Below are 22,195 nucleotides of genomic sequence, written 5' to 3' on the forward strand. Positions count from 1 at the left end.
CATTCGTGAGGATGGCCGCCGCTCACGCTAGCCTACTTGGTAGGTTGCGAGCAAGCGTGGCTGTCGTGCACGACCTCCCCTCCCACGACCGTCAGTTCGGAGCGGATCGCCGGGATGCGCTCCTCGGGCACGGTGAAGTAGTCCTCGCTGAGCACGGCGAAGTCCGCGTGGGCGCCGGGTGCGAGGTGCCCGCGGTCGGTCTCCTCGAAGGTGAGCCAGGCGCTGCCCGCGGTGTAGCACTCCAGGGCGCGCTCACGCGACATGCGGTGACGCTCGTCGCGGCGGGGGACCCCGTCCACCGAGTGCCCGCTGATCAGCCACCACAACGACAGCCAGGGATTGTGCGAGGAGGCGCGGGTGGCGTCCGTTCCGGCGGCCAGGGGCACTCCGGCGGCCGCCATGTCGCCGAGGGGCGGGGCCGCGGTCATCGAACCGTGCCCCCACGCCTGTTCCGACAGGTCCGCCTTGAACACCTGATGGTCGTCCAGGACGATGCCGCCGCCCAATGCGGAGAGCCGGCGCAGATTCCTCGGGCTGATGCGGTCCGCGTGGGAGAGGGAGAAACGCAGATCGCGCAGCGGCAGCAGTGCGTCGACGGATTCCCAGCAGGTCAGGATGCGGTCGATGGACTCGTCCAGGACCGCGTGGATGTTCATCGACCAGCCGTGCTCGGCGGCGCGGTGACTGATCCGGTACAGCTCGTCCGAGGCCGCGTCGGAAATGGCGAACTGTTCCAGCCCCTCGAAGTCGTGGCAGTCGTAGTGCACCACCTCTCCGATGCCGGCGAACCTGAGCATCGGGTCCCCGAACCCGGGCGGGGTGTGCCGCATCCACTCCGCGAGCTGCTCGTACTCCTTCCCGCGATCCGCCGCGGACAGGAACAGCCGCATGCGCATGGACAGGGAGCCGTCGCGCCACAGCGCGAACAGCGGCGCGTACCGCTCCGGTGGCATGGCGAATCCGCCGGCGTCGACGATTCCGGTCAGCCCGAGCGCGTGCAGGTCGGCGAACATCGCGGCCGTGGAGCGTCGCTCCTGGTCGGGTGCGACCGGTGGGATCGCGTCCAGGATCCGGTTGAACGCCCCCATGCCGAACACCCGGCCGGTGAGCTGTCCCGTGGCGGGGTCGCGTTCCAGGCGGCCACCGGGCGGATCCGGAGTGGTGGCGTCGATGCCTGCGGCCCGGAGCGCGGACGAGTTGAGGATCGCGACCTCGTAGAGCGCCTGGACGTACACCGGGTGGTCCGGCGCGACCGCGTCGAGTTCCGCTCGGTCCGGCTCGCGTGCCTCGGCGAACTGGCTCGGGTGCCAGCCGCCGACGACCCGGATCCATTCTCCGGGCCGGGCGGTGTCGGCAGCCGTGCGGATCAGGGACAGGGCCGTCGCAAGGTCGGGCAGGTCGGTCCAGCGCAGCTCGCTCGCCCAGGTGGCACCCGCGCGTACGGCGTGCATGTGACCGTCGATCAGACCGGGTACGACGCGGCGGCCCTGGAGGTCGACCACCGTCGTGCGGTCGCCCGCGAGGGCGCGTATGTCCTCGTCGCTGCCGCACGCCATGATCCGGCCGCCGCGCACGGCCAGTGCTGTCGGCTCGGGGCCGGGCCGTCGGGCGCCGCCCGGCCGGATCAGCCCGTTGAGGAAGATCCGGTCCGCATGCGCCGAATCGGCTGATGTGCTCATCAAAACAACCTCGTCGTTGTCGTGTGCGCCGTCCTGCCGCAGGTCAGGCGTGCGGCAGGACGGCCGATGCGGTGGCGGTCCTGGGCCCGGACCAGGCCTCGAGCAGCCGGTCCCGGGAGCTGCGGGCCCGGGCCTGGACGCCGCGCAGGTGGTGGTCGGTGACGGACCCGTGCCGCTTGACGATCTGCCCCGCAATCAGCACGGTGTCCACGTTCTCGTTGTCCGCCAGGGTGATCGCCGCGGACAGGTTGTTCACCGGCGACAGGTTCGGCCGGTCCGTGTCCAGCAGGATGATGTCGGCCTGCTTGCCCGGGGTCAGCGATCCGATCCGTCTCTCCAGACCGAGGGTCCGGGCGCCTTCGATCGTGGCCATCCGCACCACGTCCCGCGTGGTGATGGTCAGCTCCGCCAGCGCCTCGTCCTGGGAGAGGGCGACATGGTGCTGCCAGCCGCGCTCGGCTTCGAGGGTGCCGCGCATCTCGGCGAACAGGCTCCCGCCGACGCCGGAGACGACGTCGATGCTCAGGCTCGGCGTCACGCCCGCGGAGCGCAGCCGCCCTGTCGCCGGGTAGCCGTGACCCATCTGCATCTCCACGCGGGGCGAGATGGAGGCATGTCCGCCCGTGTCCGCGATCAGCCGCAACTCGGCGTCGGTGCACGTGTTGCAGTGCACGAAGATCAGATCGGGCCCCAGCAGACCGCGCCGGTGCAGCTCGGTGATCGAGCGCTGCCGGCCGAGCAGGCCCACGCCCACGTGCAGCGAGGTGCGGATGCCGAGGTCGCGGGCCAGCCTGAGGTCGGCGAGAGTGTCGTCGAGGGGGCCGAACTCCGGGCCCATGCTCGCGAGTGCGAACGTGACCAGTCCGGAGTCGGAGGAGAAGTGGCGTTCCGCGACCCTGGTGACATCGGTCGTGTACCAGGGCGCGGGCGGGCCACCGGGGTTGCCGTAGCCGAAGACCGCCCTGACCCCGGACTCCTTGAGTCCGCGCACCGCCTCGTCGGCGTGGTCCGGGCTGCGCATGATGTGCGCCCAGTCCATGACGGTGGTGACGCCGGCGTCGATGGCCTCGACGGCGCCCAGGAGTTCGGCCACGTACACGTCCTCGGGCGAGAAGCGGGGCCCGAGTTGCAGCAGCATGTGGTCGATGTACTGACCGAGTGTCCAGTCCGCCGCGAGCTGCCGCAGCGCTGCCTGCCACAGGTGCCGGTGGGTGTCGACGAGTCCCGGCAGCACGATCTTTCCGCCCGCGTCGATGACGTGCGCGTCCGACGCCGGGATGTGTTCGCCGACCGCGACGATCACGTCGTCCTCCACCAGGACGTCGCCGCAGGGGAGTTCGCCGATGCCGGGGTCGACGCTGTAGACGATGCCACCCTTGATGAGAGTTCGCTGTGTCACCTTTGACCTCTGCCTGTTGTCCGGCCTCTGCTTGTTGTCCCGCACGGCGTCGTCAGCGCCAGGTGCGGGTGTCGGCGGGTACGTCACCGACGCTGATCACGGTCCCCGCGGTGAAGATGTCGAAGGCGTCCGGCAGGAGGTCCGCCACCGCCTTCTTCATCGGGAAGCCGCTGCAGTGCATGGGGGCGACGAACGCCGGCTCGTAGGCCGCGAGGGCCTTCGCCGTGTTGTCGATGCGGTTGGCGCTGATGCCGGGGTGCCCGGTGTGGAATCCGCCGAGCACACCGTGCAGGGTGTCCGTCCCGGTGAGGCCGCGCATGTGCTCGATGGAACTGATCACGCCGCGGTGACCGCACGGATCGATGACGATCAGCCCATGACCCTCGACGTCGATACCGAGGACCTGGTGGTCGTTGATCTCGTCCGCCTCCACACGGCCGCCGTCGTGCACGCACAGACGGCCGCGGGGAGCCTCGTGCTCGAAGTCGGTGACGGTTTCCATCTCGCCCGACGTGTGGAGACCCGGCCCCAGGGGGACGGATCCGCGGGCCTCGATCAGATGCCCGCCGGCTTCCCTGATGCCCTCCCGGGTGAGCCCGATGTTGATCATCGGCAGGGTCGTGTGCGGCTTGACGATCATCCTCGGGTCGAAGGCGTCCGGATGCGCGAACACCGGGGTGGGGTGACCGATCGCCGCGAGTACGCCATTGATGCCGCCGAAGTGGTCGGGGTGCCCGTGGCTGAGGACGACCGCCTCCACCTCGTGCAGGTCCACTCCCAGGCGATGCGCGTTGTGCAGGACGACATCGGCGGTCAGCCCGGCGTCGAACAGGATCGTGGTGGAACCGTCCTCGGTGAACGTCTCCACGAGGAAGCAGAGCCCGTTCTCCGCGAGCAGTTCGCCGTAGCGCGAGTTGAAGTGCTGATCCATGTTGTAGCGGCGCACCCGGGGCGTCGAAGGCAGGAGGATGTCGACGAAGTTCTCGTCGAGCACGGTGATGCGAGCGCCGGCACAGCGTGTCATGAGGTTGCCTTCCTTGAAGTCTGCGAAGAAGCCTGTGAAGAGCCCTGAGAGGAGGCCTGCGAACGGCCGGTCCTACGGGACGATGACGACGCGGCCCTGCACCCGGTCCGCCACCGCGGCGTAGGCCTTACGACCCTCGTCGAGTCCGAAGCGGTGCGTGACCGGCAGCGGCCGGAACACCTCACGTTCGAAGTAGGTGTTCAGTCGGTTCAGGCGGGCGGCGGACTCGGTGACGTCGAGCCGGCGGCTGTCCGCGCCGAGCATGCGGACCTCCCGGTGGTAGAAGTCCGGCAGGTTGATCTCGACCGTGGGGGTGCCGACCGCGCTGATCACCACGAGCCGGCCGCACTGGGCCAGGGAGGCGAGGGCCGCGGGCGTGGTGACCCCGCCGACCGCGTCGTAGACGACCTCGGCTCCCCGGCCGCCGGTGTGGGCCCGCAGGGCGTCGGCCACCTCGGCGGAGTTGTGGGTGAAGGGGACGAACGCGTCGATGATCTCCGCTGCCGGGGTGCCGTCCGCGGGAGGGGCCAGGTCCACACCGAGCACGCGGGCGCCGCGGGTGCGGGCGATCTGGGCGACGGCACCGCCCACGCCGCCCGAGACGCCGAAGACCGCGACGGTCTCGCCCTTGCCCAGCTCCGCCAGCTCGACCGCACCGAGCCAGCCGACGACGAAGTTCACCCCGACCGCGGAGGCCTCCTCGAAGCTCAGCGGCGACGGCTTGCGGGCGAGGGCGGAGACCGGCACCCGGATGCACTCGGCGTGTGAGCCGTCCAGTGTGAAGCCGACGTCGCCGCCGGTGCCCCAGACCTCCACGCCGCGCCATTCCGGCGGGCCGTCCACGACGACGCCGGCGAAGTCACGACCCGGCACCCGGGGCAGCACGGTGCCCTCCATGACGCCGATCACGTTCTTCAGGTCGGAGGGATTGACGGAGGCGGCCCGGACGGCGACGACTGCGCTGTCCTGGGTGGCGGTGGGGTCCGGCAGGTCGACGACCTCAAGGACTTCGGGACTGCCGAACTGATGGAAACGAAGCGCGCGCACGCGGGATGTCCTTACGTTGGAGGAGGGTTGGCGGGGTGCCGCGGGGCCGACGGTCAGCCGTCTTCCGCGGTCAGCAGGACGAAGGTCCACTCGACGGTCTGGAACGGCTCGGTCATGACGGTGCCGTCGGGCGCCTTCTCACCGGCCTCGTGCTGGACGAAGTCGGCGACGAGCGACCGCTTGGCTCCGAACACCGCGTCCCGCTCCAGATAGGGGTCGTCGGCGCGGAACAGCATCGTGACCAGGGGTACGTGGTTCTCGGCGTGGAACCAGAAGTGGATGTGCTCGGGCCGCATCGGGGAACGGTCGGCGGCCCGGAGGATCTCGCCGCACGGCCCGTCCGTCGGCACCGGGTAGTAGCGCGGCACGATCGAGCGGTACCAGAACCGGCCGTCGTCGTCCGTGGTCAGCAGGGCCCGCATGGCGGGCTCGCCGTGCAGCTTGTCCGCCTGCTGTACGTCGTAGTAGCCGTCGCCGTCGCTGTGCCAGGTGTCCACGGCCGCACCCGCCACCGGTTCGCCCTGGCTGTTGATGACCGTGCCGGTGAAGAAGAGCGGCATCCCGGGGACGTCGCCCGAGATGTCCGCGCCATTGCGGGCGCGGGGGCGGCCCTCCACGAAGAAGGGGCCGAGCAGCGTCGAGTCGGTGGCCGAGCCATTGCCGTGGTTGATCTGGTCGACGAGCACACTCAGCCCGAGGATGTCCGAGAGCAGTACGAACTCCTGACGTGTCGGGCTGCTGATGCGGCCGACCCGTTCGAGGAAGTCCACCGCGGTGAACCACTCCTCACCGGTCAGGCGGACCTCACGCGTGAAGTCGTGCAGATGCTGGACGAGCGCCTTGAAAATGTTCCGCATGCGTTCGTCCGCACACCCGTCGAAGGTCTGCAGCACAGCGGCGGTGATGGTTTCTTCCGTCAGGTCGATCGACATCGCTCGACTCCCTCGTGGTTGGGTTCCGCGACCGACAGAAGCGTCTCCCCGCAGGGTTCATCTCGTCCAACGAATCATTTCGATGATCATTATCTCCGTAGGAGATAATGGGGGCCATGGAGCTACGTCAGCTGGAGTACTTCGTCGCCGTTGCCGAGGAGCGCAGCTTCTCGCGGGGTGCCGAGAGAGCCCATGTCGTGCAGTCCGCCGTGTCCGCGGCCGTCGCGAAACTCGAACGCGAGCTGGACATCCGGCTGTTGGAACGATCGAGGCACCGCGTCACGCTGACCCCGGCGGGCAGCGCCTTCCTCGCCGAGGCTCGTGGGACCCTCGCCGCGGCACGACGTGCGCGAAACTCCGTCGCCCCCTACCGCGAACAGCTCGCGGGCACCGTCGATCTGGGCACGCTGATGTCCTCCGGAGCGCTCGACCTGCCCGCCGCGCTGGGCACCTTCCACGCCGAACACCCGTTGGTGGCGGTCCGGTTGCAGCAGAGTGTCGCCGGCACCACGGGGCACCTCGCGGCCGTCGCCGAAGGCGCGCTCGATCTCGCCCTCGTCGCGGCCACCCGGGCACCGGCCCAGATCGCGCTCCGACCGGTCTCCAGCGAGGCGCTGGTCATGCTCTGCCCGCCCGACCACCCCCTCGGCAGACACAGTGAAGTACAGCTGGTGGACCTGGCCGAGGAAACGTTCGTCAGGTTCGCCGCGGGGTGGGGCATCCGCCGCCAGACGGACGAGGCGTTCTCCCTCGCCGGACTCTCCCCGTACGCTCCCTACGAGGTGGCGGACTACGACACCGCGGCCGGGCTCGTGCGCAACCGGCTCGGCATCACCCTCATGCCGGCCACGCCCGCCCGCCGCTACCCCGATCTGCTCGCCGTGCCGGTCACACCCGAGATCACATGGACGCTGCGGCTCGCCAGCAACGCCCAACTCCCCATGGCCCCGGCGGCAGTTGCCCTGGCCAGGACCATCCTCGAAGCGGCCGGGACGGTCACGGCCGTGGACGACGACTGAATGCCCGGAACACCGCGGCTGAATGCCTGGGCGTCAGTCGTCGGCGAGCAGGTTGTTGCGGTAGGCGTAGCCCACGGCCTGGGCGCGGTCGGCGGCGCCGATCTTGGCGAAGATGCGGTTGATGTGCGTCTTCACGGTGGCCCGGCTGACCACCAGCTGGTCGCAGATCTCCGGGTTGGACAGGCCTTGCGCGATGAGGACGAGCACCTCGGCCTCCCGCGGAGTCAGTCCGTCCGGAAGCGCCGGCCCGGGCGGTCCCTCTGCCCAGGAGGCCTTCGCGGGTACGACCTCGCCGGACCGGACGGCCGAGGCCAGGCGCGCCTGGACGACCGGGTCGAGCCAGGTCCGCCCGGCATGGACGGACCGGATGGCCGCCTCCACCTGATCGTCGTCCGCGTCCTTGGTCAGGTAGCCGAGGGCTCCCGCTCGCAGCGCGGGGAAGACGGAACTGTCGTCGGCGTAGGTGGTCAGCACGAGCACGGCACTGTCCGGGAGCTTCTCCCGTAGCATCGCGGTGGCCTGCACGCCGTCGAGCACCGGCATGCCGAGGTCCATCAGGATCACGTCCGGGCGTACCTTCAGGGCGAGTTCGACCGCCTCGGCGCCGTCGCAGGCGGCCCCGGCCACCTCGATGCCGTCCAGCATCCCGATCAGCAGGACGAGTCCCCTGCGGACGACCTGCTGGTCGTCCACCACCAGCACGCTGATCGGCCCGGCCGGGCTCGTGGCGTCGACATCACTCATGCGGGAATCTCCATCGTCACTCTCCAGCCGTGCGGGGTCGGTCCCGCGCTCGCTCTGCCGCCGACCTCCCGGAAACGCTCGGACATGCCGGTCAGCCCGAGGCCGGACCCCATGACCAGCGGGGACGGTGTCGGCCCGGGAACGTCGCGCTGGTCCTCGACGGCCAGCACCGTCCTCTCCTGCTCATAACACAGCGTGACGGTGACGTGTGCGTCGCGCGCGTAGCGAGCCGCGTTCGTCAGTGCCTCCTGGGCGCCGCGATACAGCGCGAGGTCCATGGCGGTGGGCACGGATCGAGGTGCACCGGTGACGGACAGCGTGACGTCGAGCTCCAGGTCCACCCGGTATCTCTCGACGAGCTCGGGAAGGCGCTCCAGCGTGGGGGACTGGTGTCCGCGCAACGCACCCACCGCGCGAGCCGCGTCGCCCAGTCCCTCCTTCGCGAGTTTTCCCGCTCTGTCCAGTACCTCCTGCAGTTCCTCGCCCTTGGGCTCCCGCCGGACCATGCGCCGAGCGGCCTGGATCTGGATGGCGAGTCCGGACAGGGTCTGGGCCAGCACGTCATGCAGGTCCTGCGCGATACGGGTGCGCTCGGCCAGAGCGGCTGCCTCCGCTTCCGCCTCACGCGCGTCCTCCAGTTGCGCGAGCAGGAGTTCGGCGCGCTCCTCGTTGTCGCCGGCCTGCCGCACGCTGAGGGCCATCAGCGCGAGAACCGCGCAGAACAGCAACTGGCTCAAGAGGGTGCCCACGCTGCCGTCCGCCCCTGCGGCCGCTGCCACCAGCAGACCGCTCAGGACGACGCTGACCAGAGCGGCAGCCTGTCGTCGGCTCAGCACGAGGAAGGCGGTCAGCACGGCGACCGACAGCGGCAGTACGGACACGGAACCGGACTGGAGCGCACCCAGAGCGAGACCGAAGCCGCTGACCAGCAGACAGAAGACGGTGCAGGCCATGCGCGAGACAACCGGCCACAGGCCGGCGGCGACAGCGGCCAGCGGAAGCAGGCAGCCGGTCAGGGTCAGGGTGACCGCCAGCTCCACGCCGTGCGTTCCGGGTCCGGGATGGTGCGCGAAGGACTGCACGGCGACGGCGACGAGAATGCCCCACAGCACCGGCCCGAGGTGCCTGCCGCGGCGCGTCCGCCGTGCACGGACCGCGTCCAGTGCGGCGGCCACCCGGGGGCTGACCGCCTCGGATGCGCCGTCCGGGATGTCGTCCATGGTCTGCAGGATAGAGACGCGCCCCATGCGGAGCGCGTCACCCCTGCGCGCCGTCCTGGGACGGCCGGCAGGGGGAGAGGCGTGGTCTTTCGGGCGATGGGCGAGCGGTGACGCCATCAGGTTCAGGCTCGAACCGGTGTCGCCACGGCGTTGAATCGGCGGGCCTTGACGCGGATCACGGCGAGTCGGGCGAGGACCTGGGCGAGCGCCATCAGCAGCAGCGCCGCGGTCCAGGCCGCCGCACCGGTGATCAGGTTGTCCCGGCTGAACTGCGCGACGGTCGTCGCACCGCTGTGCGTGGCCCAGATCTCGAACCCGGCCCGGGACGCCATGCCCGCGATCCACAGCGCCGCCGCGACACCCCCTGCCTTGGCCAGAGGGACTCCGTCCGTGTCACGGCTCAGCCGTGTGGTGGCACCGCAGGCAAGTCCCAGGGCCGCGCCGACGACCACCCCGACGAGGTCGAGCCGGACGTCGTTGCCCTCCGTCGGAAAGGACTTCAGGTAGTACGCGGCCGCCGCGGCGACGGCCACCACGGGCAGCAGTGCGTTGCGCAGGGTCTGGCGGGTTCCGCGGATCTGCGGAATGACCAGGAGGACCAGTACGGCGGAGATGAGGTAGTCGGTCGTTGTCATGATCCGATGCTGTCGAAACGGACCGAAGACATCGTCGGCCCACGAGCCGACCTAGGGGTTGACGCTGTCGTCGACCCACGGGTTGAGGGGGCCTTCGGCGTCGGACAGCACGGTCGGCGCGACGTCACCCCGGCGGCGGTCAGGACAGGGAGTTCCTGGAGGGGGAGACCTGCCCGCCGAGCACGACGTTCGCACGCAGCCAGCCGGTGAGCGCCTCGGTCAGGCCGGTCTCGGACAGGGGAGCCGTCTCCTGGCCGGTGCCGCGGACCTCGGCGATACGGGTGAGGGCTTCGCGGTGGTACTCCTGGACGACTGCCGCCGCCTGGCGCGGGTCCTTGGCCGCCACGGCGGCCACGATGCGCATGCGCTGGGCGTGCAAGGGGCGTGCGACCCGGCCGAAGTCGCCGCCGTCGCCACCGGAGAGCTTGAGGGCCAGACCGATCTGCGTCTCGGTGAGGAAGCGGCACAGAGCGGCGAGCAGGGGGTTGCCGGAGATCTCGGAGAGGGTGAAGAAGAAGTCCCGCAGGGCCGCGGCGCACTCTTCGGCGCCCTCGGCTTCGGAGACGTTCTGAGCGGCGGTGCGCAGCCGGCCGACCTCGTCCTCGGTCGCGTGCTCCGCCGCGAGCTCCGCGGCGTAGGCGTTCAACGCACCGAGCAGACCGAGCACTTCGCGAGCGCCGACCCGTTCCACCTGCACGACGGACGCGATGGACATCGCCAGCAACGTGTCCCCCTGTGCGGTCACGGTCGCGCGACTGCCGTTGCGCGTGTTGACGAGGCCCATGGCGGTCAGGACCCGCACGGCCTCCCTGACCGTGGGCCCGCTCACGTCGTAGTACGCGGCCAGCTCCCGCTCGGAGGGGAGTCGGGAACCGTCCGGCAGGGATCCGCTGAGGATCTGGCCGCGCAGGTCCTCGACGATCTGGTCGGCCACCCGGCCGCGATAGATCTTTGCGGGCGTCTGGGGCACGGACATCTCACTCCCCGATCTGCCGGACGTCCGACGCCCGGAACATGTGTAAGAAACCCTCGCAAATTAACCTACTTGGTAGCTTGAGGCAAGAGCATCTCCTGCGCCGCCCTGCCCTCGGCTTTCTTTAATTCTTGATGAGACGCGTGCGGTCTCGTTGACCCGAACCTACTAGGTAGGTTTCGGTTGAGTGAGACATCAGCAAGGGAGGAACGCCATGAAGATCGCGCCGTTCGACGAGAACGCGTTCAAGATGGACCACCCCAGGGGGACGGTCTCGTTCAACTATCTGTTGATGGGGGACCGGTCCAAGCCGCTGGAGAACTACCGCTACATCCTGGGGCGCCAGGAGGCGGACTTCTACATGCCCCGGCACTGCCACACCTTCGAGCAGATCAGGCTGCCGCTGGTCGGCGACATGAACCTCGGGGAGCAGGGCATTCTGCGCGAGGGCGAGGTGGGCTACTTCCCCGAGGGCCAGACCTACGGCCCCCAGGACGACAAGCTCGGCGACCCCCGGCAGCTCCAGCTCGTGCTGCAGTTCGGCGGAGCGTCGGCGCTCGGTATGGGCGCCGGGCGCGGCCGTGGACCGGACAACAAGGAGGCGCAGGCCGAACGCCGCGCCCGCCGGGAGCAGAGGTTCCCCAAGCCCCGCTACAACGGGGTGATCATCAGCAATCCCGAGCACTTCAACTGGCTGCCCGTGCCGGGGTGGCCCGGCGTCAAGCGCCGCAGCATCGGGACGTACACCGAGCGGCAGTTCCGGATCGAGTACGTCAAGATCGAGGCGGGCGCGGAATGGGTCTCGGGGGACGACACCGCCAAGATCCTCACGGTGGTGCTCGCCGGCCACGGCACCGTGGAGGGCACCGAGGTCGGTGAACTGGCCGCCGTGGAGGTCGATCCCGGCGAGAAGGCCCGGTTCACCGCCGCCGACGAGATCGTGCTCTTCAACGTCGCGCTGCCGCCGGTCCAGCCCCCGGTCGAGCCGGACGACGACAAGTTCGTCACCGTCGTCACCGACGGCGGCATCCGGTTCGAGAACCCCAAGGACGCCGACAACGGCTGAGCCCGCCCGCACCGAAAGCACCCCCACCACCGTGAAAATCGCCTCGCGGCGGACACCTCTGGGCGACCGGCTCTGCTTCGCCGACGTGATTCCGCACCAGCTGATCGACCTCCAAGCCGCTTACGTACGACGACTGGAGAGCAAGGGCGTGCACCGCGACGACGCCCTCGCCCGCTCAGCCCGCGCCCTGTCCGGGGACCTGCGCACGCTGCTTCGCGCGGAACCGACCCTCGACACCGCTCGCCGCCTGCACGACTGGGCCGTGGCCCACAGCGACACCGGCGTACTCGACGAGGAGTGCCTGTGGGACGACAGGCCCCGACTGCTCGGCTCACCCGTCGGCACGCCCACCACGGTCTGGTGCATGCTGGCGAACTACCCCCGCGGCCCGCGCGCGTCGGGCGAGGCACCACCGCGCCCGCGCGGCATGCAGGGCTGTCTCAAGGCGCCGTCCGCCATCGTGGGGCCGCACGACGACCTGCGGCACCCCGCGATCAGTCAGAGCGTCGATCCGGAGATGGAGCTGGCGGTCGTCATCGGCCGGCGGTGCCGCTTCCTCGACACGGGCAACGCCATGACGGCCGTGGCCGGTTACCTCGGCTTCTGCGACGTCGGCTCACGGGACGTCTCCGATCTCGACAACGGACGTATGGACCGTGGCAAGGGCTTCGACAGCTACGGCATCACGGGCCCCTGGTTCGTCAGCGCCGACGAGGTGCCCGACCCGCACGACCTGTACATCCGCCAGTGGGTCAACGGCAGCGTCCGCCAGGACGGCAGCACGTCCGACATGTACCGCTCCATTCCGGAACAACTGACCTGGCTGACCGCGGCACTCACCCTCTCGCCCGGGGACCTGCTCTCCACCGGCACCCCCGCCGGCCACGGCACCGTCAAGCCCAAAGACGTGGTCCGCGGCGAAGTGCAAGGCCTCGGCGTCATCGAGAACACGGTCGTCCCGGACGACTGAGCAACGGAGATCCGCCATGTCCCAGTGCCGACTTCACATCATCATCGGCAGTACCAGGCCCGGGCGGCGCGGCCCGGCCGTCGCCCGGTGGATTCACACACTGGCCGTGTCCCGTGCGGGTTTCGACGTGCGGCTCGTCGACCTGGCCGACGTCGGACTGCCGCTGCTCGACGAACCGCACCCGCCCCGCTCGGGCCGCTACGAACACGAGCACACCCGCCGCTGGAGTGAGATCGTCAGCGCGGCGGACGCCTACCTGTTCGTCGTTCCCGAGTACAACCACAGCTACAACGCGGCCACCAAGAACGCCCTCGACTACCTGGCCCGGGAATGGGCGGGCAAACCGGTGGCCTTCGTCGGATACGGCGGCGTCGCCGCCGGCGCCCGGGCCGTGCAGGCCCTGATCCCCGTCGTCACCGCCCTGGAGATGGTGCCGCTGGCGCAGGCCGTGCATGTGCCCTTCATCCGCCGCTCGTTCACCGACGGCCGGTTCCACGCCGCGTCCGGACTCGAAGGGGACGCCCACCGCGTTCTCGACGACCTCCTGCGGCTCGCCACCACCGGGCCGGCGGCCCGGACCACCACCTCCGCGGCCGGATGAGCGCGCACCCGGCCACCGCGCCCGCCGAGGACGACGAGAAGGGCCGGGGCGGCCCGCGGTTCGCCGTCGACCAGAAGGCGGCCGTGTGCGTCGTGTACGTGGCCGGGCTGTTCCTGAGCACGCTCGACATGACGATCGTGAATGTCGCCCTGCCCACCATCGGGCGCGCGTTCCAGGTCCCCTCCACGGACGTCGACACCGTCTCCATCTCCTACCTGGTGAGCCTGGCCGTCTCCGTCCCGGTCTCGGGATGGCTGGGCGACCGGTTCGGCGGCAAGCGCACCCTGCTGACGGCGGTCGCGGTCTTCACCGGCGGCTCGGCACTGTGCGGCACGGCCGGCAGCCTCGGCCAACTGGTCGCCTTCCGGGTGCTGCAAGGCGCGGGCGGAGGCATGCTCGCCTCGGTCGGCATGGCCATGCTGCTACGGGCCTTCGCACCGCACGAACGAGTGCGCGCCTCGGCGGTCCTCGGCATCGCCAACGGACTGGCCCCGACGATGGGCCCGGTCCTCGGCGGCATCCTGGTCACACAGGTGTCATGGCGGGCGATCTTCTACGTCAACGTCCCCGTCGGTGTCCTCGCCGTCGTGTTCGGCGTGCTGTGCCTGGCCGACCAACCTGCCGAGGCCGCCGAGCACTTCGACGTCGGTGGATTCCTCCTGGCCGCATCCGGCTTCGGGCTGCTCATGTACGGCGTCTGCGAAGGACCCCGAGGCGGCTGGGCCTCCGGCACGGTCGTCGCATCCCTCGCCGCAGGAGCCGTACTTCTCCTCGCGCTGTGCGTACACGAACTGCGGGCCCGCGCCCCGATGATCGACGTACGCCTGCTGCGCGATCGCCTCTTCGCCTCCGGCACCACCGTCATGGGCGTGGTGTCGGTCACCTTCCTGGGCGCCCTGTTCACCGTCACTCTCTATCTCCAGGACGAACGGGGGATGAGCCCGCTGACCGCGGGACTGACCACCTTCCCCGAGGCCCTCGGCGTCGTCACCGGCTCCCAGCTCGCCGGCCGCCTGCTCTACCGCACACTCCGCCCGCGCCGTCACCTGATCGTGGGCACGGGCGGGACCAGCGCCGCCATCGCGGCGATGGCACTGGTTCTGCCGGCCAATCCCGGCCTGTGGCTCGTGACACCTCTGCTGTTCTGCATGGGACTGGCGGTCGGTCAGGTCTTCGTGGGCACACAGTCGGCCTCGTTCGCCACCGTCTCCCGTGCCTCCTCCGGCCGCGCCGCGACCCTGTTCAACGTGGGGCGCAGGCTCGGCGGAGCAGCCGGAGTCGCCCTCGCCACCACCGTGTTGACGACGGCGGGCGCCGACCGGTTGCCGGGCCCCTCCGCCTACCGCGCCGCCTTCCTCACCCTCGCCGCCGTCAATCTGCCGGCCGTTCACGCGGCCACGCGCATCAGCGACAGCGACGCGGCGGACACGATCCCACCCCGACGACCCACCCCCGACACGGACAAGGACCACAGGCAATGAGCGCACTGACCCTGGCCAAGGCCTCCGAGATCGTCGACGCGGCACTCGGCCACGCCCTCGAACTGGGACTGCGGCCGCTGACCATCACCGTTCTCGACCCGGGCGGTCATCCGCTCGTGGTGAAGCGGCAGGAGAACGCCGGCATCCTGCGTCCACAGATCGCCCATGCCAAGGCGTGGGGCTGCCTCGGCACCGGACAGGGCGGCGCCGCGGGAGCCCGCCACGCCACCCGGGACCCCGCCTTCTTCGCCGCACTGGCCGCGATCTCCGACGGACGTGTCGCTTCCTCGAAGGGCGGCGCGCTGATCCGGTCCGAGGACGGTGAACTCCTCGGCTCGATCGGTGTGAGCGGGGACCGGCCCGACAACGACGAGGCCGTCGCCGTCTTCGGGGTCGAGAAGTCCGGACTCGTGGCCGACGCGGGCTGAGCCGAGCCGTTTCCGGGCGAACTCCCGTGCAGGACGCGGCAGAAGTCGCGCCACCGCACCGACCTCTCCGTACCGACAGCCGATGGGAAACAGAGGCAGGCCATGGCAAAGACGCCGGAAGACCTCAGCGCAGCACACGACAGTTCCGGGACCGTGAGACGTCCCGGGGAGCCCACGCAGCTCACCGACCGGCGCCGCGCCCAGGCCCTGGCCGTCTGCATCGCCGCGGCATTCCTGACCCTGCTCGACGTGAGCATCGTGACCGTGGCCCTCCCCTCCATGGAACGGCACCTGTCCATGTCCTCGGAGCAGGCGACCTGGTCGGTCGCCGGCTACACCCTGACGTTCGGACTCGCCCTGATACCGAGCGGACGTGTGGGAGACGAGTTCGGCCGTCGCCGTGTCTTCGTCATCGGCATGGTGTTCTTCACCGTGACCGGCGTGTTCTGCGCGTTCGCACCCGACGCGACATGGCTGGTGGCAGCCCGACTCGCGCGCGGCATATCGGCCGGACTCATCGCACCGCAGGTGGTCGGCATGCTCCACCAGATGTACCCGCCGCGTGCACGCGGACGCGCCTTCGGCTACTACGGTGCGGCCGTCAGCCTTTCGACGGCGATCGGCCCGCTGTGGGGCGGCGCCATCCTGCAGAGGTTCGCAGCGGCGGACGGCTGGCGCTGGGTCTTTCTCCTGTTCATCCCCTTCGACCTCGCCGTCGTGCCGCTCGCGCTACGACTTCTGCCGAAGAGCCGTCGGTCGGAGCGCGCCGGCAGCCTGGACCTCGTCGGCGCTCTCGTGCTCGGACTCGGCGTGGCGTCCGTGATGCTGCCGCTGCTGCAGACCGGAGCATGGGCGGACCGGCGTTGGTGGCTCACCCCGGTCGGCTGTCTGCTCCTGGCGGCTTTCGTCGGGTGGGAGCGGTCGGTCGTCCGCCGAGCGGGCCGACCGCTGGTCGACATGAACCTCTTCCGCGAACGCACCTACTGGGTGGCGGTGATCGTGGCCGGAGCCCTGTACGGCGGCTTCACCGGCATCTTCATCGTTCTCGCCCAGTTCCTGCAGCAGGGCATGCACTACTCGCCGTTCAAGGCATCCCTGTGCACCGTGCTGTTCACGGTCGGCTCCGCGGTGTGCGGGATCGTCGGTGGCCGGCTCGTGCACCGCGCCGGGCGTCTGCTGGTCATCCTCGGCACCGCACTGACGGCCATCGGTCTGGGCGTCACGGCGTTCGTGGCGGGCGGCGCCCGCCCCGGGGACAACATGGTGGCTCTCATGGCGGTGCCCCTTCTCGTGGCGGGCTGCGGAGCCGGACTCGTGATCGCCGCCAACCAGACCCTCGCCCTGCACCTCGTGCCACGTCGTGAGGGAAGCACCGCGGCCGGGGTCTATCAGACCGGGATGAAGATCGGCACCTCCTTGGGCACCGCTCTTGCCGGCTCGTTCTACTTCAGTCAACTCCTCAACACCCACGGGGACTTCTTCTCCGCGGCCCGCACCGGGTTGCTGTGCGCCGCCGGTCTCGCCGCCGTCGCCTTCGTCGTCGCACTGCCCGGTCTCACCCTTCGACGACGGCCTGAACCGGCCGCTGAACCGGCCGCCTGAACTGCCGGAGCAGAAAGGAGCGCCCTCATGACGTCTGTCCGGGGAACGACGGTGGACATCCCCACCGAGGACGGCACCGCCGACGCCTACCTCGCCCAGCCCGCGACCACCACGGGTCGGTCGGCCGTCCTGGTGTTCACGGATGCCTTCGGACCGCGACCGCATGTGAGGTCCGCGGCCGACCGTCTGGCACACGAGACCGGCCGCACCGTTCTGGTCCCCAATCTCCACTACCGGCATGGCCGCGCTCCGGTCGTCCCGCTGCCCGAGCGCATCGACGAGGAGAGCCGGGGCGCGCTGTGGCGCACCCTCAGACCGGTGTTGCGGAGCCTCACACCGGTTCTCGCGATGCGGGACGCCGGTACTTATCTGGACTGGCTGACGGGTCCCAACTCAGGTGTCGGCGCGGAGAGCGTGGCACTGGTCGGATACTGCGTCGGAGCGCGGCTGGCGCTCCTGACGGCCGGCACCTATCCGGAACGAGTCGAGTCGGCCGCGGGTTTTCACGGCGGACGACTGGCGACGGAGGAGCCGGACAGCCCTCATCTGGTCATCCCGCGGATCACGGCCAGGCTCTACTTCGGACATGCCGACAACGATCCGTCCCTGCCACCGGATCAGATCCGCCGGCTCGAGAACGCCCTGGCCGACAGTGGCGTCCGCCATCGGAGCGAGGTCTATGCGGGCGTTCGGCACGGCTTCACACAAGCCGACACCGACGCCTACGACAAGGACGCGGACGAGCGGCACTGGGCGGCTCTCCTCGATCTCCTGGGGCGCGCGGCACGCCCATGATGCGGTGAACACGTAGGACCAGCCAAGGAGTTGGGATGCACTCAGCACGTTCTCCCCGGCGATCGACATCCCGCCGGGCCATGCTGCGCGGCACAGGCCTGGCGCTTGCGGGGGCCGCCCTCCCGGCCTTCACCCGCCCGTCATCGGCGGCCGGCGTCACCCTCAAGGTACTCGTCAACACCCCCCATCTGCCCATCTACACCACGTACTTGGCGCCGGCCTGGAACCAGGCCACCGGAGGCGTTCTTGAGGCGTCGGCCGTCGACTACACCCGGTTGACCGACCGGATCATCGACGATGTGCACAGCGGCGCGGCCGAGTTCGACCTCTTCGATTACTACTACTACGGGCTGGGAGCCATCGCCCACGCCGGCGCCCTGGTCGATCTGACGCACTGGACGGCGAGCCGCACAAGCCTGCACACCCGAGATTTCCTGCCGTCGACGTACGACGCGTACACCCAGTACCGAGGACGGCGGTACGGCCTGCCCTACGACGGCGACCAGCAGTTGATCTTCTACAACTCCGAACTGCTCGATGCGTACGGTCTGCAGCCGCCCACGACCTGGGACGCCTACGACGCGGTCGCGAGACGGATCACGCAGAAGGGCGGCGGTGACCACTACGGGGCCGTGGTGCAGGGACAGCCCGACCCCATGGTGCTCGGCTGTGCCTTCATCAACCGCCTCAACGGCTATGGCGGAGACCTCGTCGACGGGCACGGCCGACCGACCCTCACGACACCGGCGGCCGTAGCAGCAGCCCGGCATCTGGTGGACATCGCGCCCTACGCGCTGCCCACTCCCACCGAAACGGGCTTCGACACCGCCACCAGTGCCTTCCTGGCGGGCCGGGTCGCCCTCATCGAGAACTGGACCGGCATCGCCCGGCGCGCCGACGACCCCAGCCTGTCGAAGATCGCCGGCAAATGGGGAGTCACATCGCTTCCGCTGGGCGGCGGCAACCGGAAGCGGCGTACGCCGCTCAACGGCGGATACGGCCTCGGCGTCTCGGCGGCCTCGCAGCACAGGGCGGCGGCCCTGACCTACCTCGAGTGGGCAACCAGTCGCACGCACATGCTCCTGCAGACCACCCAGCCGAACAGCGCGATCGACCCGAACCGCAGCAGCGTGCTGCACTCGCCGACGTACGCCGGATCCACACCGGACGCCTACCCCCTCATCAGGGCCGGACTCGACGCCACACCCCTGGTCTGGCCGAAGGGGCCCGCCGACCCGGACAACCTCCGGCATCTGGTCGAGCAACTCGCCCTGGCCGTGGACGGCAGGCAAAGCCCCCTCACCGCACTGCGCACCGCTCAGGCCGCCTGGAGATCCTGACGGCCTGCCCGGCAACTCCCTTGTCGGACGGGCTCAGGCGTACGAGCCGAGCCAGCGCAGCTTCGCGGCCTCGTGGTGGGGGCCGCCGCCCTCGTGGTCGTTGAAGTCGTACACCTCGATGGTCTTGTCCTCGTGCGCCCAGGTGTTGAATGCGGCGAAGACCGTGGACGGCGGGCACGTCTGGTCCTCCAGCGCCGTCGAGAAGAGCGCGGGGACCCGGCCACGGGCCGCGAAGTGCACGCCGTCGAAGTAGGACAGCGTGCGCAGCACCTCCGCCGAGCGGCCACGGTGCGTCTTGAGGTACAGGCCGATCTCGCGGTAGGGGTGACGGTCCGTCATCTTGATGGCCCGGGGAAAGTCGCACAGGAACGGTGTGTCCGGGGCCACGGCGACCAGGTCGGGGACCAGGGCGCCGACCGCCAGGCTGAGGCCGCCGCCCTGACTGTGGCCCAGTGCGACGGTTCGTGTGGCGTCCGTGAGGGGATGCGTGCGGGCCGCCTCGACGGCCCGCACGGCATCGGTGATCACCCGGCGGTAGTAGTAGGTCTCGGGCTCCTCGATTCCTCGTGTCATGAACCCGGGGTATGCCGGTGCCGAGCCGACCGGGTCCGGCGTGGCGCCGCCCCCACCGAACGCACTGCCCTGGCCGCGGGTGTCCATGACGAAGTGGGCCCGGCCCGTCGACGACCACAGCAGGTGCTCGTGGGCCAGGCCGCGACCGTTGCCGTAACCGACGAACTCCACCACCAGGGGCAGCGGTTCGGTGGCGCCGGCCGGCAGCCGCAGCCAGCCCCTGACCGGGTGGCCACCGAATCCTCGGAACGTGACGTCGTACACCTGGACCGTCGACAGCCCCGTCACCACCGGCTCGAACCGGACGTCCAGTTCGTGTGCACGTGTCTCCTGCAAGGTCTTCTGCCAGAAGGCGTCGAAGTCCTCCGGTTCCGTGGAGTGACCGTGATACGCGCGCAGTTCATCGAGGGGCAGGTCGAACTGGGGCACTGACAACCGCCTTTGTGTCGAGGAATCCGGTCACCGGGTCAGGCGACGGGTGGGATCGGAATGGTCGTGCTGATCGGGGCCGAGCCGTTGATCATCTTGGTGGCGGCGCCGGCGAGCCGCATGTAGAAGTCGGACGAAAGGTGGGTGCCGTCGGCGTCGAGGGTGAGGAAGTACTGGTTCGTAGGGATCTGCGAGGCGTCCGTGGCGGCCGGTGCGATCGCGGTGGCCTCGTCGTACTCGTCGAACATGGCGACGAAGGCGTTCTTCGTCCCGCAGCGGGCGACGGCCACGGCCTGCTGCCACATGAAGTTCCCCGCCTTGCGCGGGATTTCGTTCTTCGGCGCTCCGGTGTGCCAGTTGGACCAGGCGAAGCCCGGGTAGATGACCGGCTGGTACTCCTGGCCGTTCGCCTTCAACTCCGCCATGTCGTCGTCGAACAGCTGCTGATCGACGGTGGGGTTGCCGACGTTCCAGGGGGAGACCATGTTCAGGGCGGCGTACACGGGGCCGAACCCGGGCTTGGCGTTGGCGTCGGTGCGCCAGCCGCGGGGCACGCCGCCGATGACGTAACAGCCCTTGTTCTTGAACCAGTTGATGAGGTCGAGGCTGCCCTGCACGGTCCCCGGCCGGTTGGTGAACCCCAGACCCCACAGATGGACGACCGGCTTGCCGCCTTCGTGGGCGTACGCGCTGGAGCTGGTCAGCTTCAGCGTGCCGGTGATGGTGTTCGTCCAGTCGTTCTGGACCGTCGCGACGAGGTTGTCGTCGGTGAGGCCGCTGAGGTCGTACTCGATGTAGAAGCCCCGGCCGTGCTTCTCGGCGGCGTCGCGGGCCTTGGACTGGATGTCGTTGCGCTGCTGGAGGCGGGGCTGGCCGATGGCAACGATGTCACTGCCGAAGCGCTGAAGCGCGGCGCCGTCGATGCCGTGCTGCTGCATCCACGCGAAGTGCTGGTCGACGACGGCCGTGGAGTAGGAGCTGAAGAGTTTGGCGGGCTTGCCGTTGCCCAGGTTGGCATAACCGGTCTGGTACAGGCCTGATGCGGGGTAGACGGAGATGTCCGGGTAGAGCTCGAAGGTCTGGTTGCCCGGAGCGGGAGTGCCGCTGGCCCAGTGCGTCCACGCGTTGACGGGGGAGCCGTCGCCGGCGGCGGCGAACCAGCCCTGGTATCCGGCGTACACCTTGCCCTTGACGCCGGGCGCCGCGGCGGCGGGCTTCCGCCGCGCCGCCGACCGGGCTTCCTTGCCCTGCGCGGTCGTCTCAGCACTGGCCGACGAGATGTTGCTGATACCGACCCATGCCGCCGCTCCTGCGCCTACGGCACCGCCGGCGCCCCGCAGGAACGTCCGTCGGGAATGCTTGCGTCCGGTCATGCTGATTCCTCTGCTCGGTGTGGGGTGAGGGGATGGGATACCGGGAACCGTCAGGAGCCGGTCGGAGCTGTCGCGTGCGTGGCGTGGAGCGGGGCGAGTGCGGCGGGCACGGCGCGGAGTGCGTCGTACCAGACGCCGGCCATCTTGTCGTAGCCCGCTTTGGTGGGGTGAATACCGTCCGCGAGATCTGCCGTCGTCAGTGCGTTGTACATCTTCACCAGACGGACGTGCGGCCCCTTTTGGGCCACCACTGACGGAATGGCGGCGTTGTATGCCTCGACGCGCGCCTCGAGCGTCGCATTGGACTGTGGCGGAATGGTCGCCACGAAGAGGAAACTCTGCGGTTTGAGCGCTTGAATGTGGTCGATCAGTCCCGAAAGGCGTGCGGGCGCGTTCGCTATGTCGTGATTCTGGTTCAGGTCGTTCGTGCCGATGAGCAGCAGGATGGTGCGTGGATCGCTCTGGCCGAGCCAGGTGGCTATGTTCGCGTCGAGCTGGTCTATGCGCCAGCCGGGGTGGCCCTCGTGGTCGTGGTCGCCGAGTTCGGCCGGGCCGTTGGTCTGGGAGCCGACGAAGTCGATGGTGTAGCCGCCTGCGGCCAGCAGTTGCCACAGCCTGACGCGGTATCCGCCCGGATAGGGCGTGTACCCGTCGGTGATCGAGTCGCCGAGCGGCATGATGCGCACGCCGCCGTTGGACTCGCCCGGGACGGCTGCCACCGCGGGAGTGCGCCCCAGAGCGATTCCTGCGACCGCGAGGGCACCGCTCAGGAGCGCGCCACGTCTGGACAGCTTTGTCTGCATGAGAACTCCTTGGGGGGAAACGGAGTTGAGGGACGCGGGTAACGGCGGGGGTGATGGTTCGC

21 protein-coding genes are annotated in these 22,195 nt (G+C 69.7%); 9 read left to right on the forward strand and 12 right to left on the reverse strand.

What is annotated here, in order from left to right; translation table 11 throughout:
* Positions 1-32: 32 nt before the first annotated feature.
* The 5 genes from MQN93_RS04125 to MQN93_RS04145 form a co-directional block, all read right to left on the reverse strand.
* Positions 33-1,679, reverse strand: a complete 1,647-nt coding sequence (locus MQN93_RS04125; protein ID WP_242708327.1) for an amidohydrolase — start codon at positions 1,677-1,679, stop codon at positions 33-35.
* Between the two features lie 43 nt (positions 1,680-1,722).
* Positions 1,723-3,078 (reverse strand): amidohydrolase family protein, encoded by a 1,356-nt coding sequence (locus MQN93_RS04130; protein WP_242708328.1) that lies wholly within the window; start codon positions 3,076-3,078, stop codon positions 1,723-1,725.
* Positions 3,079-3,130: 52 nt separating this feature from the next.
* Positions 3,131-4,102, reverse strand: a complete 972-nt coding sequence (locus tag MQN93_RS04135; RefSeq protein ID WP_242708329.1) for an MBL fold metallo-hydrolase — start codon at positions 4,100-4,102, stop codon at positions 3,131-3,133.
* A 72-nt stretch (positions 4,103-4,174) separates the two neighbouring features.
* Positions 4,175-5,149, reverse strand: coding sequence for a quinone oxidoreductase family protein (locus tag MQN93_RS04140; RefSeq protein WP_242708330.1), 975 nt, complete (start codon positions 5,147-5,149; stop codon positions 4,175-4,177).
* Between the two features lie 53 nt (positions 5,150-5,202).
* Entirely contained in the window at positions 5,203-6,081 is an 879-nt protein-coding gene (locus tag MQN93_RS04145) for a dioxygenase family protein (protein WP_242708331.1), read from the reverse strand.
* A 116-nt stretch (positions 6,082-6,197) separates the two neighbouring features.
* On the opposite strand from MQN93_RS04145, the gene MQN93_RS04150 reads away from it, so the two are divergent.
* Positions 6,198-7,100 carry a LysR family transcriptional regulator gene (locus tag MQN93_RS04150; RefSeq protein ID WP_242708332.1) on the forward strand — a complete coding sequence of 301 codons (903 nt, stop codon included), beginning with the start codon at positions 6,198-6,200 and terminating at the stop codon, positions 7,098-7,100.
* 33 nt (positions 7,101-7,133) lie between these two features.
* Here MQN93_RS04150 and MQN93_RS04155 read toward each other — a convergent pair whose 3' ends face one another.
* From MQN93_RS04155 to MQN93_RS04170, 4 genes are all read right to left on the reverse strand, one after another.
* Positions 7,134-7,844, reverse strand: coding sequence for a response regulator (locus tag MQN93_RS04155; RefSeq protein WP_242708333.1), 711 nt, complete (start codon positions 7,842-7,844; stop codon positions 7,134-7,136).
* Positions 7,841-9,064: a sensor histidine kinase gene (locus MQN93_RS04160; RefSeq protein WP_242708334.1), complete on the reverse strand. Its 1,224-nt coding sequence runs from the start codon at positions 9,062-9,064 to the stop codon at positions 7,841-7,843. The genes MQN93_RS04155 and MQN93_RS04160 overlap by 4 nt, the downstream gene beginning before the upstream one ends.
* A 122-nt stretch (positions 9,065-9,186) precedes the next feature.
* Positions 9,187-9,699: a hypothetical protein gene (locus MQN93_RS04165; protein ID WP_016431463.1), complete on the reverse strand. Its 513-nt coding sequence runs from the start codon at positions 9,697-9,699 to the stop codon at positions 9,187-9,189.
* A gap of 139 nt (positions 9,700-9,838) precedes the next feature.
* On the reverse strand, positions 9,839-10,675 hold the full coding sequence (locus tag MQN93_RS04170) for a FadR/GntR family transcriptional regulator (protein WP_016431462.1): 837 nt from the start codon (positions 10,673-10,675) through the stop codon (positions 9,839-9,841).
* Between the two features lie 211 nt (positions 10,676-10,886).
* On the opposite strand from MQN93_RS04170, the gene MQN93_RS04175 reads away from it, so the two are divergent.
* The 8 genes from MQN93_RS04175 (at position 10,887) to MQN93_RS04210 (ending at position 18,955) form a co-directional block, all read left to right on the forward strand.
* Entirely contained in the window at positions 10,887-11,738 is an 852-nt protein-coding gene (locus tag MQN93_RS04175; RefSeq protein WP_242708335.1) for a hypothetical protein, read from the forward strand.
* Between the two features lie 31 nt (positions 11,739-11,769).
* A complete protein-coding gene (locus tag MQN93_RS44170) occupies positions 11,770-12,708 on the forward strand; it encodes a fumarylacetoacetate hydrolase family protein (protein ID WP_242708336.1) in 939 nt (312 codons plus the stop codon).
* A 16-nt stretch (positions 12,709-12,724) separates the two neighbouring features.
* Entirely contained in the window at positions 12,725-13,309 is a 585-nt protein-coding gene (locus MQN93_RS04185; protein ID WP_242708337.1) for an NADPH-dependent FMN reductase, read from the forward strand.
* Positions 13,306-14,790 carry an MDR family MFS transporter gene (locus tag MQN93_RS04190; protein ID WP_242708338.1) on the forward strand — a complete coding sequence of 495 codons (1,485 nt, stop codon included), beginning with the start codon at positions 13,306-13,308 and terminating at the stop codon, positions 14,788-14,790. The genes MQN93_RS04185 and MQN93_RS04190 overlap by 4 nt, the downstream gene beginning before the upstream one ends.
* A complete protein-coding gene (locus MQN93_RS04195) occupies positions 14,787-15,218 on the forward strand; it encodes a GlcG/HbpS family heme-binding protein (RefSeq protein ID WP_242708339.1) in 432 nt (143 codons plus the stop codon). Before MQN93_RS04190 ends, MQN93_RS04195 begins: the two co-directional genes overlap by 4 nt.
* A gap of 153 nt (positions 15,219-15,371) precedes the next feature.
* Entirely contained in the window at positions 15,372-16,820 is a 1,449-nt protein-coding gene (locus tag MQN93_RS04200; protein WP_242708340.1) for an MFS transporter, read from the forward strand.
* 27 nt (positions 16,821-16,847) lie between these two features.
* Positions 16,848-17,615: a dienelactone hydrolase family protein gene (locus tag MQN93_RS04205; protein ID WP_242708341.1), complete on the forward strand. Its 768-nt coding sequence runs from the start codon at positions 16,848-16,850 to the stop codon at positions 17,613-17,615.
* Positions 17,616-17,650: 35 nt separating this feature from the next.
* The gene (locus MQN93_RS04210; protein ID WP_242708342.1) at positions 17,651-18,955 is read left to right on the forward strand and encodes an ABC transporter substrate-binding protein; all 1,305 of its coding nucleotides are present in this window, start codon (positions 17,651-17,653) and stop codon (positions 18,953-18,955) included.
* A 33-nt stretch (positions 18,956-18,988) separates the two neighbouring features.
* Here the strand turns inward: MQN93_RS04210 and MQN93_RS04215 are convergent, their stop codons facing one another.
* The 3 genes from MQN93_RS04215 to MQN93_RS04225 are packed head-to-tail and all read right to left on the reverse strand — an operon-like array spanning position 18,989 to position 22,133.
* Positions 18,989-19,957 (reverse strand): acetylxylan esterase, encoded by a 969-nt coding sequence (locus MQN93_RS04215; RefSeq protein WP_242708343.1) that lies wholly within the window; start codon positions 19,955-19,957, stop codon positions 18,989-18,991.
* 38 nt (positions 19,958-19,995) lie between these two features.
* Positions 19,996-21,330, reverse strand: a complete 1,335-nt coding sequence (locus tag MQN93_RS04220) for a glycoside hydrolase family 99 protein (protein ID WP_242708344.1) — start codon at positions 21,328-21,330, stop codon at positions 19,996-19,998.
* 50 nt (positions 21,331-21,380) lie between these two features.
* Complete coding sequence (locus MQN93_RS04225) at positions 21,381-22,133, reverse strand: SGNH/GDSL hydrolase family protein (RefSeq protein WP_242708345.1); 753 nt, start codon at positions 22,131-22,133, stop codon at positions 21,381-21,383.
* Positions 22,134-22,195 lie beyond the last annotated feature (62 nt).

Origin of the sequence: Streptomyces spinosisporus (assembly GCF_022698145.1) — a bacterium.
GTDB lineage: Bacteria > Actinomycetota > Actinomycetes > Streptomycetales > Streptomycetaceae > Streptomyces > Streptomyces spinosisporus.

Coding starts and splice junctions, on each gene's coding strand:
- MQN93_RS04170 (WP_016431462.1), bottom strand. CDS start 10,675: ATGTCCGTGCCCCAGACGCCCGCAAAGATCTATCGCGGCCGGGTGGCC.
- MQN93_RS04150 (WP_242708332.1), top strand. CDS start 6,198: ATGGAGCTACGTCAGCTGGAGTACTTCGTCGCCGTTGCCGAGGAGCGC.
- MQN93_RS04195 (WP_242708339.1), top strand. CDS start 14,787: ATGAGCGCACTGACCCTGGCCAAGGCCTCCGAGATCGTCGACGCGGCA.
- MQN93_RS04160 (WP_242708334.1), bottom strand. CDS start 9,064: ATGGACGACATCCCGGACGGCGCATCCGAGGCGGTCAGCCCCCGGGTG.
- MQN93_RS04125 (WP_242708327.1), bottom strand. CDS start 1,679: ATGAGCACATCAGCCGATTCGGCGCATGCGGACCGGATCTTCCTCAAC.
- MQN93_RS04190 (WP_242708338.1), top strand. CDS start 13,306: ATGAGCGCGCACCCGGCCACCGCGCCCGCCGAGGACGACGAGAAGGGC.
- MQN93_RS04220 (WP_242708344.1), bottom strand. CDS start 21,330: ATGACCGGACGCAAGCATTCCCGACGGACGTTCCTGCGGGGCGCCGGC.
- MQN93_RS04145 (WP_242708331.1), bottom strand. CDS start 6,081: ATGTCGATCGACCTGACGGAAGAAACCATCACCGCCGCTGTGCTGCAG.
- MQN93_RS04175 (WP_242708335.1), top strand. CDS start 10,887: ATGAAGATCGCGCCGTTCGACGAGAACGCGTTCAAGATGGACCACCCC.
- MQN93_RS04135 (WP_242708329.1), bottom strand. CDS start 4,102: ATGACACGCTGTGCCGGCGCTCGCATCACCGTGCTCGACGAGAACTTC.
- MQN93_RS04185 (WP_242708337.1), top strand. CDS start 12,725: ATGTCCCAGTGCCGACTTCACATCATCATCGGCAGTACCAGGCCCGGG.
- MQN93_RS04155 (WP_242708333.1), bottom strand. CDS start 7,844: ATGAGTGATGTCGACGCCACGAGCCCGGCCGGGCCGATCAGCGTGCTG.
- MQN93_RS04225 (WP_242708345.1), bottom strand. CDS start 22,133: ATGCAGACAAAGCTGTCCAGACGTGGCGCGCTCCTGAGCGGTGCCCTC.
- MQN93_RS04205 (WP_242708341.1), top strand. CDS start 16,848: ATGACGTCTGTCCGGGGAACGACGGTGGACATCCCCACCGAGGACGGC.
- MQN93_RS04210 (WP_242708342.1), top strand. CDS start 17,651: ATGCACTCAGCACGTTCTCCCCGGCGATCGACATCCCGCCGGGCCATG.
- MQN93_RS04165 (WP_016431463.1), bottom strand. CDS start 9,699: ATGACAACGACCGACTACCTCATCTCCGCCGTACTGGTCCTCCTGGTC.